The sequence below is a fragment of the Streptomyces sp. NPDC050534 genome (assembly GCF_044457745.1).
Taxonomy (GTDB): Bacteria; Actinomycetota; Actinomycetes; order Streptomycetales; family Streptomycetaceae; genus Streptomyces.
The window spans coordinates 89,914-106,237 of sequence record NZ_JBITHF010000001.1 but is presented as its reverse complement, the minus strand read 5'-3'; the positions used below and the strand labels follow the sequence as shown (position 1 = coordinate 106,237).

Annotated in this window: 15 protein-coding genes; 4 read left to right on the top strand and 11 right to left on the bottom strand. The window is 71.9% G+C overall.

From position 1 onward, the window contains the following. Window positions 1-12 precede the first annotated feature (12 nt). The 4 genes from ACIBN2_RS00520 to ACIBN2_RS00505 all read right to left on the bottom strand — a co-directional run bounded on the left by ACIBN2_RS00520 (window position 13) and on the right by ACIBN2_RS00505 (window position 6,778). A complete protein-coding gene (locus ACIBN2_RS00520) occupies window positions 13-669 on the bottom strand; it encodes a DedA family protein (protein ID WP_399131809.1) in 657 nt (218 codons plus the stop codon). Window positions 670-753: 84 nt separating this feature from the next. Next, window positions 754-2,313 carry a carboxylesterase/lipase family protein gene (locus ACIBN2_RS00515; RefSeq protein WP_399131807.1) on the bottom strand — a complete coding sequence of 520 codons (1,560 nt, stop codon included), beginning with the start codon at window positions 2,311-2,313 and terminating at the stop codon, window positions 754-756. After that, entirely contained in the window at window positions 2,310-4,775 is a 2,466-nt protein-coding gene (locus tag ACIBN2_RS00510; RefSeq protein ID WP_399131806.1) for a beta-glucosidase, read from the bottom strand. The genes ACIBN2_RS00515 and ACIBN2_RS00510 overlap by 4 nt, the downstream gene beginning before the upstream one ends. A 215-nt stretch (window positions 4,776-4,990) precedes the next feature. Further along, window positions 4,991-6,778, bottom strand: coding sequence for an RICIN domain-containing protein (locus tag ACIBN2_RS00505; RefSeq protein WP_399131805.1), 1,788 nt, complete (start codon window positions 6,776-6,778; stop codon window positions 4,991-4,993). 360 nt (window positions 6,779-7,138) lie between these two features. Here ACIBN2_RS00505 and galU point away from each other — a divergent pair, with 360 nt between their 5' ends. Further along, window positions 7,139-8,101, top strand: coding sequence for a UTP--glucose-1-phosphate uridylyltransferase GalU (galU, locus tag ACIBN2_RS00500; RefSeq protein ID WP_399131804.1), 963 nt, complete (start codon window positions 7,139-7,141; stop codon window positions 8,099-8,101). A gap of 57 nt (window positions 8,102-8,158) precedes the next feature. On the opposite strand, the gene ACIBN2_RS00495 is transcribed toward galU, so the two are convergent. Further along, window positions 8,159-8,611, bottom strand: coding sequence for a DUF4442 domain-containing protein (locus tag ACIBN2_RS00495; protein WP_399131802.1), 453 nt, complete (start codon window positions 8,609-8,611; stop codon window positions 8,159-8,161). 71 nt (window positions 8,612-8,682) lie between these two features. Between ACIBN2_RS00495 and ACIBN2_RS00490 the strand changes: the two genes are divergently transcribed. Beyond that, a complete protein-coding gene (locus tag ACIBN2_RS00490; RefSeq protein ID WP_399131801.1) occupies window positions 8,683-9,675 on the top strand; it encodes a hypothetical protein in 993 nt (330 codons plus the stop codon). Window positions 9,676-9,750: 75 nt separating this feature from the next. Further along, on the top strand, window positions 9,751-10,803 hold the full coding sequence (locus ACIBN2_RS00485) for a hypothetical protein (protein ID WP_399131799.1): 1,053 nt from the start codon (window positions 9,751-9,753) through the stop codon (window positions 10,801-10,803). Between the two features lie 161 nt (window positions 10,804-10,964). Here the strand turns inward: ACIBN2_RS00485 and ACIBN2_RS00480 are convergent, their stop codons facing one another. The 6 genes from ACIBN2_RS00480 to ACIBN2_RS00455 form a co-directional block, all read right to left on the bottom strand. Continuing rightward, window positions 10,965-12,212, bottom strand: a complete 1,248-nt coding sequence (locus tag ACIBN2_RS00480; RefSeq protein ID WP_399131798.1) for an MFS transporter — start codon at window positions 12,210-12,212, stop codon at window positions 10,965-10,967. Beyond that, window positions 12,209-13,324, bottom strand: coding sequence for a PLP-dependent cysteine synthase family protein (locus ACIBN2_RS00475; RefSeq protein ID WP_399132851.1), 1,116 nt, complete (start codon window positions 13,322-13,324; stop codon window positions 12,209-12,211). Before ACIBN2_RS00475 ends, ACIBN2_RS00480 begins: the two co-directional genes overlap by 4 nt. Window positions 13,325-13,984: 660 nt before the next feature. Continuing rightward, window positions 13,985-14,629: a class I SAM-dependent methyltransferase gene (locus tag ACIBN2_RS00470; protein ID WP_399131797.1), complete on the bottom strand. Its 645-nt coding sequence runs from the start codon at window positions 14,627-14,629 to the stop codon at window positions 13,985-13,987. Between the two features lie 231 nt (window positions 14,630-14,860). Then, complete coding sequence (locus ACIBN2_RS00465; RefSeq protein ID WP_399131796.1) at window positions 14,861-15,202, bottom strand: hypothetical protein; 342 nt, start codon at window positions 15,200-15,202, stop codon at window positions 14,861-14,863. A 10-nt stretch (window positions 15,203-15,212) separates the two neighbouring features. Next, window positions 15,213-15,554 (bottom strand): hypothetical protein, encoded by a 342-nt coding sequence (locus ACIBN2_RS00460; RefSeq protein ID WP_399131795.1) that lies wholly within the window; start codon window positions 15,552-15,554, stop codon window positions 15,213-15,215. A 20-nt stretch (window positions 15,555-15,574) separates the two neighbouring features. Further along, the gene (locus tag ACIBN2_RS00455) at window positions 15,575-15,796 is read right to left on the bottom strand and encodes a hypothetical protein (protein ID WP_399131793.1); all 222 of its coding nucleotides are present in this window, start codon (window positions 15,794-15,796) and stop codon (window positions 15,575-15,577) included. Window positions 15,797-15,917: 121 nt separating this feature from the next. Between ACIBN2_RS00455 and ACIBN2_RS00450 the strand changes: the two genes are divergently transcribed. Beyond that, the gene (locus ACIBN2_RS00450) at window positions 15,918-16,310 is read left to right on the top strand and encodes a DUF6153 family protein (protein ID WP_399131792.1); all 393 of its coding nucleotides are present in this window, start codon (window positions 15,918-15,920) and stop codon (window positions 16,308-16,310) included. The last annotated feature ends 14 nt before the right edge of the window (window positions 16,311-16,324 follow it).

Below are 16,324 nucleotides of genomic sequence, written 5' to 3'. Positions count from 1 at the left end.
GCGGGCCGGCGCTCAGTCGACGGCCGGGACGGCCTCCGCCTCGGCCGCTTCCCGCTCCCGGGCGGTGGCCGCCTTCTTCGCCTTGCGCCTGAGGACCAGCATGGACGTCAGGCCGATCAGCACCGCGGCCACCAGCCCGAGGTAGGAGAACCTCTTCAGCCAGTCCTCGGCGACGATGCCCACGTAGTAGATGACGGCCGTCGTGCCGCCCGCCCAGCAGATGCCGCCCAGGACGTTGGCGATCAGGAACTTCCAGTACGGCATGTGCAGCACGCCCGCGAGCGGGCCCGCGAAGATGCGCAGGAGGGCGATGAAACGGCCGAAGAAGACGGCCCACATGCCCCACTTCTCGAAGGACCGCTCGGCGGTGGCGACGTGCCCCTCGCTGAAGTGTCTCGGGAACTTCCCGCCCAGCCAGGCCAGCAGCGGCCGTCCGCCCTTGCGGCCGATCGCGTAGCCGATGGAGTCGCCCACGACGGCACCCGCGGTCGCGCACAGGCCGAGCACGACCGGGTTGATCCCCGAGTGCTGGGAGGACAGGAGGGCGGCGGAGACCAGGACGATCTCGCCGGGCAGCGGGATGCCGAGGCTCTCCACTCCGATGACCAGCGCCACCACGGCGTAGACGGCACCCGCGGGCACCGTGTCGAGCCATTCCTGGACGTGCAACGCCGGTCCTCCCGGTTGTGACCCTCTGCTCCTGCGTTCCCGGCGCGCGCCCGCGCGGGGGCGCACACCGGGAAGCCTACCGGGTCAGCCGTTCGAGGCGCCGTCCCACAGATCGCACTGGTGTTCCTGGTGGACAGAGGTGCTCAGGGTGTTCCCGCCCTTGGACGCCGTCTTCAGGGAGAGCACGGTCCCGGGGCCTGCGGGCATCGTCGGCTGCCCCTCGGCACGGGGCACTCCGGTGCGTACGAAGGACCCCCAGTACTGCACCATCTGCCGCGACAGCGCCCTCTGCTCGGCGTTCAGCGGGGAGTCCAGCCCGAAGTGCTTGAAGAGGTACTGGATCTCGTTCACATGGGTCGCGCCGAAGTCGAAGTCGGTGTGCAGATTGCGCAGGGAGGCGAAGGGCGGGGAGGTGCGGTCGGCGAACTCGTACGAGTAGACGGGGCCGCGGGTGGCGAGCAGGCCGTCGAGCCGCAGCGCCGGGCAGCTGAACAGGGTGTCGCCGAGCGCGGTGGCGAAGCCGATGGTCGGCGTCGGGTAGTCCGCGAGCGGGTAACGCGCGAGGGCCTCGTCGCCGAAGGTGTCCCGCATGACCCCCGGGTACTGCTCGGCGGTGAGGGGCGTGCCGTTCAGGTCGAAGGAGGAGAAGGCGAAGAGCCGTCCCTCGTCCTTGTTCGAGCCGTTGATCACCGGCACCCGGGAGGCGGTCCCGTTCGCGACGGCCTGTTCGGGCTGCACCGGCAGGAAGGCGCCACCGGTCACCGGGCCCCAGTCGAAGTCGCCCTGGGCCTCGAGCACCTCGCGGGCGGACCTGCCGCGCAGACACGCGACGGTCGAGCAGCCGAGCTTCCGGGCGAAGGAGGCTCCCTGCGTCACCGCGTCCGGATGCGTCCGTGCGCGGCAGTCGTCGTAGGCGCCGCTCTCGATGACGCCCGCGCGGAACAGGCCGCGGGCCGTCGGGGAGGCCAGCTGGGTGCAGACCGAGCGGCCGCCGGCCGACTCGCCGGCGATGGTGACACGGCCCGGATCGCCCCCGAAGCGGCCGATGTCGGCGCGCACCCAGCGCAGCGCCGCCTGCTGGTCCAGCATGCCGAAGTTGCCGGAGACCCCGTCGCGCGTCTCGCCGTCGAGACCGGCCGTGGCGAGGAAACCCATCGCGCCGAGGCGGTAGTTGACGGTCACCACGACCGTGCCGGTCTGCCGTGCGAACACGCCGGGGACGACGTCCTGACCCGCGCCCGCGGTCAGTCCGCCGCCGTGGAACCAGACGAGGACCGGCCGCCGTGCGGACCCCTCGGGCACATACACATTGAGGTCCAGGCAGTCCTCGGTGTACGAGGGATGCTCGTAGCCCGGGTCCCAACTCGACTTCTGCACACACTTGTTGCCGAAGTCCCGTGCGGAGCGCACCCCTTGCCAGGGCCGCACGGCGTGCGGGGCGCGCCAGCGAAGGCCGCCGACCGGTGGCTCGGCGTACGGGATGCCGAGGAACTGCCGTCCCTCGGCGGTGGTTTCGCCGCGCACGAGGCCCGCTTCGGTGCGGACGACGGGGCTCCCGCCCGTCGGTGCGGCCTGCGCCGCCGGCCCGGGCGCGACGAGCGCCGCCGCGAGGGCCGTCAGGCCGATGACGATGCGCCGGATCATCTGCTCACCTCCACGTTCGTACGCAAACGGAGATCACCCGAGGACGCCCCCACCCACACGGCACGGCGGCCGGTGCCGAGCACCCAGCCGTGCCGCCCGGTGTCCCAGGAGGACAGGGTGCGCGCGGCGACGTCCACGGTGACGCGCCGCCGCTCCCCCGCGCGCAGGGTCAGCCGCCGGTAACCGCCCAGCACCCGTACCGCCTGGTCGAGTCGCAGGTGCGGCGAGGGCCCGACGTAGACCTGCGGCACGGCGACGCCGTCCCGGCGGCCGGTGTTGCGGACGGTGAAGGACACCTCCAGGCCGCGTCGCGTCCGCCGGGCCCGCAGGTCCTCGTAGGAGAAGGAGGTGTACGACAGCCCGTGCCCGAAGGGGAACAGCGGCCGTACACCCTCGGCGTCGTACCACCGGTAGCCGGCGTGGATGCCCTCCGAGTACTCCTCGGTGCCGTCCACGCCCGGGTAGCGGCGGGGGTCACCGGCGACGGGATGGTGGTCGTCGTCGGCCGGGAAGGACTGGGTGAGCCGGCCGCCGGGGTCGCATGCGCCGTACAGAACGGCGGCGGTGGCGGCCGCGCCCTCCTGGCCCGGGTAGTACATCTGGAGCACGGCGCCGGTGCGCCGCAGCCACGGCATCGACGTCGAGGACGAGGTGTTGAGGACGACCGTGGTGCGCGGGTTGGCCGCCGTGACGGCCTCGATCAGCTGCTCCTGGTGGCCGGGCAGGGCGATCGTGGTGCGGTCCAGGCCCTCGGTGGCGTCCTCGTAGGCGAACAGCACCACGTCCCGCGCGACTTGGGCGGCGGCGACGGCCTCGGCGACGTCCTGCGCCCGTGTCGCGCCGGTGCTCCCGCGCAGCCGGAACGTCAGCCCGCCGGCGCCCCCTTGCGCGGTGATCCGCAGCGTGTGGGCGCCCTTGGCGAGGGTGAGGGTCCTGCGGCGCACGGACAGCCCGTCGGGGGCGGCCGAGACGAGGCCGCCCGTGAAGAACTCGCCGTATCCGGGGGCCTGCGGGAAGAGTTCGGTGCCGTCGAGGAGGACTTTGGGGCGGGCCGTGGGCGCCGAGGAGAAGTGCAGGACGAAGGTCCACTCGTCGGTCTCGGCGGCGGTGAGCGTCCCGTCGTACGTCCAGATCGCGCCCGCGGCGACCTGCTGCCCCTCGCTGTCGAAGGCGGGGTTGAGCGCGGATGCCGGGATCGCCTTGCCGAAGAGGTCCTCACCGAGCGCGTAAGTCACCTTGCCCGCACGGGACTTGACGGCGTCCAGGGGGCTGTCGGCATGGTCGGGAACGACGTGGGCGCTGCCGCCGCCGCTGACGAAGGGCACGCTGCCGGTGGGACCGATCACCGCGACGCTGCCACCGGCCTTCAGGGGCAGCGTGCCGTGCTCGTTGCGCAGCAGGGTGGCGCCCGCCTCGGCGACCTCCAGGGCCACGGCCGCGCCCGCCGGTGCGTCGCGGTCCGGGCGCGGCGGGACACTGCCGTCGAGCAGCCCGAAGCGTTCCATCACACCGAGGATGCGGCGCACGGCACGGTCGACGTACCGCTCGGGCACGCTGCCGTTCTGCACGGCCGACTTCAGCGCGATGCCGAAGTAGGCACCGTCGGGCATCTCCATGTCGAGTCCGGCGGTGATCGCCGCGGCGGTGCTGTGCGCGGCGAACCAGTCGGTCATCACCCAGCCCCCGAAGCCCCATTGCTCGCGCAGGATGCCGGTGAGCAGCGTCCCGTTCTCGCAGGCGAAGGTGCCGTTGACCTTGTTGTAGGCGCCCATCACCGCGCCGGTGCCGGCGTTCACCGCGGCCTCGAAACCGCGCAGTTCGAGCTCGTGCATGGTCTGCTCGTCCACCCGCACGTCGATGGACATGCGGTCCTGCTCCTGGTTGTTCATCGCGTAGTGCTTGACGGTCGCGACGAGGTGCTCGCCCTGGATGCCGGCGATCTCCGCGGCGACCAGGTCGGAGGCGAGCAGCGGATCCTCGCTGAGCGTCTCGAAGTTGCGGCCCGCGTACGGGGTGCGGATGAGGTTGACCATCGGGGAGAGCAGGACGTCCTGGCCGAGGGCGCGGCCCTCGCGGCCGACGACCTGGCCGTAGCGGCGGGCGAGGGACGGGTCGAAGGCGGAGGCGAGCAGGACGGGCGCGGGCAGGGCGGTGGCGTGCCGGGTGACGCGGACGCCGGCCGGGCCGTCGGTCAGCCGCAGGGGCGGAATGCCGAGGCGCGGCACCCCGGGGACGTAGCCGGCCTGGCCGGGCGAGTCCGGGTCGGTGGCGCCGTGCAGGAGGGAGATCTTCTCGTCGAGGGTGAGCTTGCCGATCAGGCCTTCCACGCGGGGTCCGGCCCCCGCGTCGGGTCTGTCCAGCGCGTGTGCGGGGGGTGTGAGTCCGCCGGTGGCCGCCGCGGCGACGGCGATCGCGCCACCCAGCAGGCGCAGTGCGGATCTCCGGGAGACAGTGTCGGTCATGGGCCGTCACTCCTTCGGTGCGCGAACACGACGAAGTGCGTTCGGACGGTGAACGCACCATGCGGCGCAGCCGACTTGACACTCCGTCGGCCACGAGGGGCGCGGCGGGAAAACTATGACCGGCAGTGACTCGTGTCAATGAAGCGAACAAGAAACGCTCCGGTGCCGACAAGAAACGAAGACGGGGCCGCCCGTTGGGGCGGCCCCGGGTGACCCTAGGGGTGAAGGGCGAGGTTCAGCGCGGGCCCGGGCGGGGACGTGACCGGCTCGAGCCGCGCCTTGACCGCGCCCACCAGGTGAGGGACGGCCGTCGTGACGGAGTCGCTGTCGGCCTGGGCGAACCGCTCCTCGTACTGCTGATCCTCGGACTTGCGCGGCGGGGACTTCTCCTCGGACGGCTTCGGCGTGCTGCCGGGAGCGTCGTTCCCGGGTGAGCCCGTCCCGGGAGAGTCCGTCCCGGGAGAGCCGTTCGTGGGCTCAACCCCCTTGTCCGTGCGGCTACTTCCGGCACTGGCCGCATCGAGCACCCACCGCTGCCCGGCCGCACCGTCCCGCGCCGTGACCACGACCGACGTCCCCCTGCCCGGCGCGACGAGCAGACCCTTGCCGTCGCGCAGCAGGAGCTCGCCGCGGACCGTGAGGTCGTAGCGGATCTCGCCGCGGTGCACGAGGCACCCGGCCAGCGCCACCGAGCGCCCGCCGGCGTCGGAGACGAGGCACAGGGCGGGGTCCAGGGCACTGCGCAGCAGTCCGTCGCCCTGGTACGACCACTGCTGCGAGCCACTGGAGGAGCAGGCCGCCAGTACGGCCGCGGCACCGGACGCGACCCGGCCGCCGTCGGCGTCGAGGCAGAGGCCGGACGCGGCACTGCGGAGCCTGCCGCGTCCGATCTCAACGGGCTGCCCCGCGGAGGCGGGCCGAGTGCCGTCCGACGGGGTGACCTCCGCGGACCGCGACGGGTGCAGGGTGCTGCTGCTCTCCGCGCCCCAGGTGGCCTGCGGGCCGGGGACACCGTTGTCGTCGGTCCAGCCCTTGGCGACGAGAACGGTGGCGAGCAGGGCGAAGGCCGCCACGCCGATGCCCACGGCGAGCGCCATGGTGTGCCTGCGCGGCGGGAGAGGGCGGTGGCGCCCGTCGCCCCCCGGAGGAAGGGGCCCGCGCCCGGGCCTCGGAGCAAGTCCCCCGCCGCGCCGGGGGCGGGAGTCGAGATAGCGCCGGGCGCCCCAGCCGAGCACGGTTTCGGCGAGCAGTTCCTCGAGGCCCCCCTCGAAATGACTGAGCTGTTCGGCGGCGTGACGGCAGTACCGGCAGGCCATCAGATGCTGCTGGACATCCGGGAGCAGGGCACCGCCCCGGCGTATCGGGACATCGAGGAGACGGTTGTAGAAGCGGCATTCCTTGCCGGGCGCGAGTTCCCGGTGGGCGCGCACACAGCCCGCTCTGAATTGCTCGCGCGCCTGCTCCAGCGCGGCCGCCGCGGTGCCCGGATCCACCCCCAACAGACCAGCCGGTACGGATATGGGCTCGGCCTCGACCTCGGTGTGCCACAGGAGGCATTGCGAAGCTCCCGGAAGCGCCTGAAATGCCCGCTCCGCAAGGCGCCGCCTTTCCGGTGTCACGGGCCGCGCGGCGCGCAGTCCGCGCCCGCCGGTCGGTTTGCGGAGTTCCGGCAGAAGAACGGAAATACCGCCATCTGCCGCCCACCCCTTGACCGTGTCCCGTACGGCGGTCAGGAGGTGCGGTCGCAGGGCGCCGTCGGCCGGCCGGGCCAGGACTCGCTGGAACGCGGCGGCCGTGGCCATGGCCGCCGTATCCTCCCCGGAGGCCAGGCAGATGACCGCGTAGTCGAAGGTCGCGCGCCAGTGCCGGGCCAGCAGCAACGCGGTCGCGCGGGCGCACTCGGGGCCCTGGCCCAGCTGTGCGAGAAGGTTGCGGTCGGACTCGGGCGTGCCCGGTCCGGGACGGGGCGGAAAGGGCGGGCGTGGGGGGTGGGGGGATGGCATGGAACCATTTCCTTCCAGGCCGCGGGACGGTGGGGGGGAATCGCATCCAACGGAAATCAGGCACCCGATTGGTGCGTACCTATACCGCGTCGAGTTCTGGGACCGCTATAGGGCCGCTCACTTTCGCACAATTGACGTACAGGAAACAAGGAGTTCGAACAGCTCCGGCCTGAAATGCCGAAACCCCAAATGAGTTACCGGCGGTACCCGTACCCGTATTCGATATAGTCGTTGAGCGGTCCACCAGTTGTGTGCGCCGCAGGGCGGCCGGCACACGAAATCTCCACTGCCCGCGGACCCACAGCGGGTTCCGAGGTTTCTCTCGGCCGGCTCTCATCCGCCTCCGCCAGCATGGGCCGCATGATCGCCCCCCACGCTTCCTGCGCCCCCGACCGCAGCGCCGGCACCGCCCGCACCGTGCGCAAGGCCGTCGTCCCGGCGGCCGGACTCGGCACGCGGTTCCTGCCCGCGACCAAGGCCACGCCGAAGGAGATGCTGCCGGTCGTCGACAAGCCGGCCATCCAGTACGTCGTCGAGGAGGCGGCCGCGGCCGGGCTGGACGACGTCCTCATGGTCACCGGCCGGCACAAGCGGGCCATCGAGGACCACTTCGACAACGCCTTCGAACTGGAACAGGCGCTCACGGCCAAGGGGGACGCCGTACGCCTGGACGCCGTACGCGACCCGGCCCGGCTGGCCAGCATCCATCACATCCGCCAGGGCGAGCCGCTCGGCCTCGGGCACGCCGTGCTGTGCGCCCGCCGTCACGTCGGCGACCAGCCTTTCGCGGTGCTGCTCGGCGACGACCTGATCGACCCGCGCGAGACGCTGCTCAGCAGGATGCTCGACGTCCGCGACCGGCACGCGGGAAGCGTCGTCGCGCTGATGGAGGTCCCGCCCGAGCAGGTCCATCTCTACGGCTGCGCGGCCGTGGAACCGACCGGCGAGAAGGACGTCGTCCGCGTCACCGGCCTGGTGGAGAAGCCGTCGCTGCAGGACGCGCCGAGCAGGTACGCGGTGATCGGCCGCTACGTCCTCGACCCGGTCGTCTTCGACACCCTGGAGCGCACCCCGCCCGGTCGCGGCGGCGAGATCCAACTCACCGACGCCCTCCAGGAACTGGCCGCGGGCGGCACGGTGCACGGCGTCGTCTTCGACGGGCTGCGCTACGACACCGGCGACAAGGCCGACTACCTGCGCACCGTGGTCCGGCTGGCCTGCGACCGGGACGACCTGGGCCCCGAATTCGTCGCCTGGCTCAGGGAGTTCGTGGCCGGCCTGGAGGGCGGCACGGCGGCGAAGGGCCGCCGGCTCGCGGCCTGACGGCGCACCGAAGGCCCGGGAACGGCTCGCCCCCGGGCCTCAATTCACCATCGTCACTCAGCCGTTGGGACGCAGGGTCCACACCACGGTCATCTCACCGGTGACCGCTCCGTCCGCGCGCCGGATCTCGATCGACACCGGGAACTCGGGCCGCTCGCCGGCGTCCAGCTCCGCCACGACGTCGGCGGCGGGCCGGCCGAGGGTCGCGGTGGCGGTGACGGCACCCATCGCCAGCTTCCGGTAGGCGATCTCGGCACTCACGGCGAGCGGCACGGCCCGCGCGAGCTGCTCCCCGAACGCGGCCAGCACGATCGCCCCGCTCGCGGACTCGCCGAGCGTGAACATCGCACCGGCATGCGGCCCGCCCACGTGGTTGTGGTACTCACTCTGGTCCGGCAGTGCCACCACGGCCTTCTCGGCCGTGGTCTCGAGGAACTCGAGATTCAGGGTCCGGGCCATCGGCACCGTCGCGGCGAGCATCTCGCCGATCGACATCTGGTCTGCGCTCATGAGGTGGATGTTACCCACGAGTAGCGATGCCTGACCAGACTCGTACGGTGATCGCCGTATCGTTACGGCTCATGTGGCCAGGACAGCAGCAGCCGGGGGGCGGTCAGGAACCGCAGCAGTGGCCGGCACAGGACAATCCGTACCAGCAGCCCGGGTATCAGCAGCCCAACCCCTATGCGGGGCAGCCGACTTCACACGGAGAACCGCCGACTCCGTACGGAGGACGGCCGACTCCGTACCGAGGGCAGCCGCCGACCGGCGGCGGGTCGTCCGGGCCTCCGAGCGGAGGCCGCCGTACGAAGGTGATTGCTGTCACAGCTGCCGCGGCCGTCGTGGTGGCCGCAGCGGTGACCGGAGCCGTAGTGCTGGGCGGCGGCAGCGACGACAAGGTCGGTCCGGACCCGGCGTCTTCCTCGGCATCGCCGACCGCCACGGCAGATCCACGCGCCGCCGGAAAGCAGAAGCCCACCGTCGCCGGCTGGCAGGTCGTGGTGAACGCCGACGCCGGCATCGCCTTCGACGTACCGGCCAACTGGGTCCTTCAGTCGCCGGGTTGGGTGTCCTACGTGGCGGAGAACGACGATCCCGACGACAAGCCCCTGGTCGCCATGAAGGCTCCCGCGCTGCTCAAGGAGAAGTGGTGCGCGTCCGACGACGACAAGGACGGCAAGGTCGACTACACCCCGCTGGCCAGCGTGGGCACCAGGAAGAACAACGGGGCCCGGAGCACCGCGCAGGCGGCCCGCTCCGACTCGGCCGCCTGGGTCTACGGCACCTACACCCAGCCCGACCACAAGAAGGTCGCCACCGGCCCGGCCGCGCCCTTCACCACCGCCTCGGGGCTCACCGGCAGTGTCGCCACGTCGCGGTCGTCCGGGGTGACGAAGCGGCACAAGTGCGGCTCCGACGGCAAGGCGACGACCTTCGCCTTCAAGAACGCCGACGGCGATTTCGCGTCCTGGTCGTTCGTCGGCGCCAGGGGGGTCGGCGAGGAGGTCCCGGACTCCACGGTCAGGAAGATCCTCGGCACCGTCCGTCTCTACACACCGCCCGGGGAATCCTGACGCCCCCGCATTGCTACGGCCCCGACGAGTCACAGTGACCGAATCGTGTCCCGGACAGCACTAGTGTGGCTCTTCATGTGGCCAGGACAGCAGCCGCCCGGGGGCGAGCAGAATGCGCAGGGGCAGAACCCTCAAGCGCAGAACAACCCGTACCAGCAGCCGGGGTACCAGCAGCCGAATCCGTATCAGCAGGGCAGTCAGCAGGGCGGGTACCAGCAGCCCAACCCCTATGCGCAGCAGCCGCAGTGGGGGGCGCCGGGAGCGCCTGGGACGCCTCAGCCGCCGACCGGCGGCGGTGGCGGCGGCGGCAACCGGACGAAGCTGGTGGCGATCGTGGCGGCCACGGCCGTGGTCGTGGCGGCGGGCGTCACCGGCTTCCTGGTGCTCGGCGGCAAGGACGACAACAAGGCCGACAGCTCCAAGGGCAAGAAGGTCAGGGAATCGCCCACCGCGTCGGCCGATCCGAGCGCGTCCGCATCCGGGTCCGACGACAATCCTCGGGGTGGCGACGGCGCCAAGGCGACCATCCCCGGCTGGAAGGTCGTGGTGAATCCCAAGTGGGGCACCGCCTTCGACGTGCCGGCGGACTGGGAGGTCGACTCCCCCGGCATGTCGATCGGCTTCGAGGACGACAAGGACCCGAGCGGCAAGCCGCTCATCGTCATGTCGGCACCGGCCTACTACAAGTCCAAGTGGTGCACCTCCGACGACAACAAGGACGGGCACTCGGACAACACGGCGCTGGCCGCCGTGGGCACCAAGGGTGCGGACGGCGCGAAGAGCACCGACGAGGTCGCCGTGAACCAGGTGCCGTGGTGGGTCTTCGGCGGTTACACACAGCCGGACAAGAAGAGCCTCACCTTCGACAAGAAGGCCAAGACGTTCAAGACGGCCTCCGGCATCACCGGCAAGTACGCCTGGGCCAGGTCCCACAACAGCCCGCAGATCGGCAAGTCCAAGTGCGCGAGCGACGGCAAGGCGATCACGTTCGGCTTCAAGAACTCCGCCGGTGACTACGTGGCCTGGAACCTCTACGGCGCAACCGGCGTCAAGGGAGAGGTCCCGGACGCGACGATCATGAAGATCTTGAGCACCGTACGACTGTCCGGCGAACCGACCGGCGGGTGACGGACCCGGGCGTACGAGCGTCCGCTGAATCGGTTTGTCGCGAGGCGGGGCCGGTGACCACGGCGCGGAGGTGACCGAACCCCCTGCCTCCCGCAGCCCGGAAGTTCGCCCACCGGGCAATGACCGAGGCCCCGGCCATGGTGGCCGGGGCCCGCCGCGTCCTACCCTGGCACCGCCACGGCGGTCGGACTCGGCGTCAGATACCCGGCACGGTGCAGCCGCGCCACCATCCCCGCGCACAGGAATCCCGTGGCGGCCAGCACCGCCCACGGCAGCCAGCGCACCCCGCTGTCGAACAGCGCGCCGACCGCGAGGTTTCCGAGGGAGATCGCGATGCCCGAGGCGGTGTTGTAGGCGCCGTAGTACGTGGCGACCAGCCGGTCGCCGGAGAGCCGAACGACGGTGTCCATCTCGAAGGGGTAGAGCAGTGCCCCGCCCCAGGCGAGCAGGGCCGCGCAGAGTGTCAGGGCGCCCACGCCGACGACGGCGTTGTACGACTCCGGGAGCAGTGGCGTGAAGGCCACCCCCATCGCCACCAGCCCGTACATGATCGCTCGCGGTCCGGACAGGTTCTCCTTCGCCCACGCGGTCAGCTTGAGCTGGCCCGAGAGCGCGGCCAGCGCCGAGACGGCGAAGACCGCTCCGGTCACCACCCCGGTCTGCGCGCCGAAGAGTTCGCGGGCGCGGAGCGGGAGCGCGAGGTAGACCTGGAAGGCGAGGAGATAGGAGCCGCTCATCGCGGCGGCGAAGAGGAGGAAGGGCCGGTTGGCGGCGATGGCGCGCCAGTCTGCGGCCACCGCACGCCAGGCGGGCTCGGTGCCCCGTCCTGCCGGTGGACGGACGGGAAGTGCGCGGGCCTGGAGGACGGCAAGCGCGCCGAAGATGACTGCGGCGACCGCGCAGACCACGCCGAAGTCCCAGGCCAGCAGGGCGAGTCCGACCAGCGGGCCGATGAGGATGCCCGCCTGGTAGAAGACGTTGAAGGCGGCGAACGCCTCCACGCGCCGGTCCTCACCGGCCTCCGCCGCCAGGTAGGCCCGTACGGCCGGGTTGAACAGCGCACCCGCCAGGCCGGTCAGCGCCGAGGCCACGATCAGGACCGGCAGGCTGCCCGCCACCGCGAGCAGCCCGAAGGCGACCGTGCGCAGAGCACACCCGGCCAGGATCATCGGCTTGCAGCCGTAGCGGTCGGCGAGAGTGCCGCCGACGAGGAACATGCCCTGCTGGGAGAGGTTGCGTACGCCCAGCACCAGGCCGACCGCCCAGGCCGCCAGGCCGAGCCCGTGGGCGAGATGGTCGGCGAGGTAGGGCATCAGCATGTAGAAGCCGAGGTTGATGGCGAACTGGTTCACCATCAGCAGCCGGGCCGGCCGGTCGAAGGAGGCCACCTGGGCCCACAGCCGCCTCATCGCGCACCCGCCTTCGCCGCCGTCTCCCGCCGCAGCGGATCCCGCACCCGGCTGCAACGGGTCCAGCTGGTCACCACGCACTCGTCCGGCTCGGCGATCTCGTCCGGCTCCATGGGCGGTTCCTGGTCGAGGAGTCGGTGCTCACGGCACCATGCGTCGTTGTAGACGGTCTCCAGATAGCGGTGCGGGCCGTCGGGGAAGATCGCGGCGATCCGCGTGCCGGCGGGGTACGTCCGCGCCACCCACCCGGCCACCAGTGTCACCGCGCCCACGCTCCAGCCCCCGGAGGCGTAGTGGCGCCGGGCGAGTTGGCGGCATGTCCACACCGCCTCGGCCGGGGCCACCCAGTGGACCTCGGTGAAGGCGCCGTAGTCGACGTTGGACGGATGGATGCTGGAGCCCAGTCCGCGCATGAGACGCGGCCGGGCGGGCTGCCCGAAGATCGTCGAGCCGGTCGCGTCCACGCCGATGAGCCGCAGCTCGGGGAAGGACTCGCGCAGTCCCGCCGCGACGCCGGCCGAGTGGCCGCCGGTGCCCACTGATGCCACCAGGACGTCGATACGGCCGAGTTGGGCGACGAGTTCGGCGGCCAGCGGGCGGTAGGCGGCGACGTTGTCGGGGTTGTGGTACTGGTCCGGGCACCAGGCGCCCGGGGCTTCGGTGAGGTGGTGGGCGACACGCTCGCGGCGAGACTGCTGCCACCCGCCCTCGGGATGCGGGATGGCCACCTGGTCGACGCGCGCACCGAGTGCGGTGAGCAGCCGGACCATGGACGGCTCCATGCCGGGGTCGGTGACGACGGTGACGGGATGGCCGTACGTCAGCCCGGCCAGGGCGAGGCCGAGACCGAGGGTGCCGCTGGAGGACTCGACGATCGCTGCGCCGGGGGTGAGGTCCCCGCGGCGCCGTGCCTCGCGGACCATGTGCAGGCCGGGTCGGTCCTTGATGCCGCCCGGGTTGGTGCCTTCCAGCTTGGCGTGGAAGCCGCGGCCAGGCGGGGCGAACGGCTCGTCGATCCACAGGACCGGGGTGTTGCCGACCAGGTGGGCGGGATGGCGGGCGATCAGGGGGGCGGGGGCGACGGCCCCGACGGAAACGGGGGATTCGAGCATGGAGAGATCCATGGATGTACGGCTCCTTCGCGTCCCGCCGGTCGGGCGGGCGCGGTGCTGGCGGTGCAGGGGGCACGTGGGCACGCCGAACCGCGGCCCCTCGCCTTGGCGCGGGCCTGATCAGGGCGTGCGGGCGTGCCTACTGCCGCCAGACGCAGTGCTGGGCACATGCGGATCGGCCGTGTGCTGGTGCGGAAGCACCGTCTGCCGGGGCTGCGCGCTCGAGGGACGGACTCGTGGCGGGCCGGTGGGCGACCATCGGCCCGACGGGCTGAGGAGCGCGGGCGGGGAGGTCGGCATTGACCCGCACCCGGTCGACGGCGTGCTCGAGACTGTCATCGAAGACGTCGTGACCGTGCCCGTGACGTGACCGGTGGGCCACCGGTTCCGCGAGCACCGTTGATGGCGCGGCGCTCGCGGTGATGACCTTGTGAGGGCCGACGAAGCCCGGCCCGTGCAGGGCACCCACCAAGTGGGACGCCACGAGCACGATCAGCCCGATGAACAGGGCGGACGGTGCAGGGCGACGCAGGGCGCAGCTCCTGACCATCACACGAATCACACGCACACCGTAATCGATCGACTACACAGGATCACGAAGCGGTGAGGGTGTGTTCAGCGCCTCCGGAAGCCCCAGAGGGCGACGAGCAGGGCGATTGATCACGGCCGTACGGCGGTTCCGATGACGTGCAGCGTATTCGGCACGAACGGTGAGAAGGCGAAGCCGAACCGGTCGATCTCGGAGACGGTGAAGCCGGCGGCCCGGATGGCGGCTTCGGTGTCCCGGTTGGGGTGACAGCCGCCGCCCGCCCGGCTCCACAGCGGGGTGATAGCGTCCTCCAGGAGTCCCGCCCACCAGTGCGGGGAGCGTACGTGCTCGTAGAAGCGCAGCTGGCCGCGGGGCCGCAGAACACGGGTGGCCTCTGCCAGCGCACCGGGCACGTCGGTGACCGAGCACAGCACGAGCGAGACGACGACGGCATCGAACTCGCCGTTTTCGGCGGGTAGTTCGGCCGCCTCACCGGGAACAACCGTGACGCGCAGCTCGCTTGAGGTGGCGGCCTGCTCGGCGGCGGTACGCAGGGTGTCGTCGGGTTCGACGGCGACCACCTCGGTCACGGTGTCCGGGTAGTGCCGGAAGTTGCGGCCTTGCCCGGCGCCGACCTCCAGGACACGTCCGGTCAGCCCGGCGAGCAGCCGGTCGCGATGTGCGTCGCCGCCCCGCCGATCGGACTCGGCGGCCGTCTTCAGATACTGGCGGGCGAAGCGCGGATGTTGCAGCTCCTTGCGGCCGGTCGTGGTCATACGTCCTCCTTCGCGGCTAACGTCGCTGGTCGCCTGACGGCACGGTTGCGTGCGGCGGGGAAAAGCCGGCCCCCTCCCGACCCGATACGCCGACGGTACGGCGCCGCGCACCGGCCGGGCGCATGGTGGAGCGGAACAGCAGCAGTACCGCCAGGGCGAGTCCGGCGACCCAGCCGAACGCGATCAACAGAGCAGTGGTCTCGTCGAAACCGCGGGTGAGGGCCGCGTCGGTCAGGACGTGGCCGGCGCCGTAGCCGGGGAGGCCGTGGGCCCAGGTGGGCGGGGCGTGTACCAGCCCCATTGGGGGGCGTCGAACACGGTGGCCGTCACCGCCAGCGACGCGGCCGTGGCGGCCAGGGCACCGAGCAGAACGGTCATGCGTGTGAGCAGGAGCGGCAGTGGGCGGAAGCCGGAAAGGACCAGGCCGCGGTCGCCGGTGCGGGCGTCGAGGACGGTGAACAGGCCGGCCAGCGCGGCCAGCGAGGCGATCGCGATCGGGGCCATTGTGCCGCCGTGGACATCGGGCAGCCAGAACCTCCGCAGCACCGTGACGCCGTTCTCACGCACGCTCATCGTGGTCGTCTCATCGGGGGTGGGCGGTGATCAGCGCGGCGGCGACCCAGATGGGGGCCCAGCCGAGGTCGCCGACCCGGCCGCTGTGCTGCGAGGGCAGGTCGACCATCCAGAGCGTGACGAAGTGCGTGGGCAGCACCCGAGTGGCAGGGCGGTCTGCGGCACCCATGACGGGTCCGAAGAACACGGCCAGGATCCATACGAACAGCACCGGCACGGTGCCGTTCACAGGACTGGTGACCAGAGCGCCGGTCAGGGCGCCGATGGCCAGGTGGATCAGGGCGTACATCAGGGTGCCGGCCACCGCCCGGCCCGGCTCGTCGCCCAGGCCCGAGCGCCCGGCCGGCGCCACCAGGGCGGCCGCCGCCGCGATCAGGGCGAGGGTGAGCCCGTGGTCATGCGGGCGGCGACGAGGCGCGCCGGGGCGAGTCCGGCCTGTACCAGTCGGCGGTCGGCGGCGCGGGCCTCGCGGGTCTGGAAGTACATGCCGATCGCGGCGATGAATCCGGCCGCCCAGCCGGCCGTCGCCGTCTGCGGTCCTGGGCCACCGCACCCCATGTCGGCGCCGAGGTACGGGAGCTGGGCACTCGTCACCGGAGCTGTGCGGAACCGCAGCACCGAAGCCGGTCAGGGGCGACGACAGTCACACGTTGAACGCGGGCAAGCCCGCCCCCGTATGCATCACGAGCCGTTTCCACCCACCGAGGAAGAGCCGATGACCAGTCCCGAGCCGCAGCTTGCCGGGCCGCGCATGCCGCGGTGGCGAGGGCTGCTCGTGCTCGGACTGCTCGCGGGGCTGCTGGGCATGCACGCCCTGGCCCCCGGCGGCCTCACCCCGGGTCACGCCCATCACCGTCTCGCGGCAACCGTCGTGGCGCCGGCCGACGAAGACTGCGGTGGCGGCCACTGCGGCGGATGCCTTGTGCAGCACGCCGACTCGACCTGCATGTCGGGGGCGGTCGGTGGCGGGCCGGATCGGCCGACGCTCACCCCCGGTCCGGCGGCCGATGCCGCACACGCCGATGCCGCGTGGTCCCGTGCGGCCGTGGCTCCGGGCGGCACGCGTGCGTCGCCCTCCTTGCCGGAACTCCAAATCCTGCGGATCTAGAGGCTGTTCAGACG